Source organism: Thiolapillus sp. (genome assembly GCF_048562965.1).
Classification (GTDB): Bacteria; Pseudomonadota; Gammaproteobacteria; order Chromatiales; family Chromatiaceae; genus Thiolapillus; species Thiolapillus brandeum_A.
The window spans coordinates 1-693 of record NZ_JBHNMF010001335.1; the positions used below are offsets into that span (position 1 = coordinate 1).

At 56.4% G+C, this 693-nt stretch carries 1 protein-coding gene; it reads right to left on the bottom strand.

The window, feature by feature from the left end; translation table 11 throughout:
• Nucleotides 1-693: N-6 DNA methylase (locus ACOCD2_RS24165; protein ID WP_419623871.1), on the bottom strand; the 693-nt coding region annotated here is incomplete at both ends.

The window sequence follows — 693 nt, forward strand, 5'->3', positions numbered from 1 at the left end:
TGAATGATTCCTCGTCATCTTCCTCAACTGCCGCCCCTACATATCGCCCTGGCGTCAGCACGAACCCGTGCTTCTCCACTTCTTCCAGTTCCGCTGAATAACAGAACCCCAATACATCCTCATAGGGTTCTCCATCGCTGAACTCGGTTTCCCGCCAACGGTGATAGGTTTTCGCAATCGTGTGGATCTCTTCTTCAGTGAAGGCGATCTGTGTTCGTGACAGTTGTTCTGATCCCATCTTGCGGCAGTCGATGAAAAGGATTTCTCCGCCTCGATCTCGGCTGCCGTTCTTGCCGGCTTTCTTGTCCTTGCTCATGAACCACAGGCAAGCGGGTATCTGGGTATTGGAGAAAAGTTGCCCCGGCAAGGCGACCATGCATTCCACCACGTCATCCTTGATCATCGCCTTGCGAATGTCGCCCTCCCCGGACTGCTGGGTGGTCATGGATCCGTTGGCCAGCACGATACCGGCCCGACCCGCCTTGGAAAGCCGGGCCAGCATGTGTTGCAGCCAGGCGTAGTTCGCGTTGCGGGCCGGTGGGATACCGTATTTCCACCGGGGGTCCTCCTGAAGCTTGTCCGCTCCCCAGTCCGAAATATTGAATGGCGGATTGGCCAGGATGTAATCGGCTCGCAGCGTGTGATGCTGATCATTGGTGAAGGTAGAGCCGTAGGTTTTGCCCAGGTCGCCCT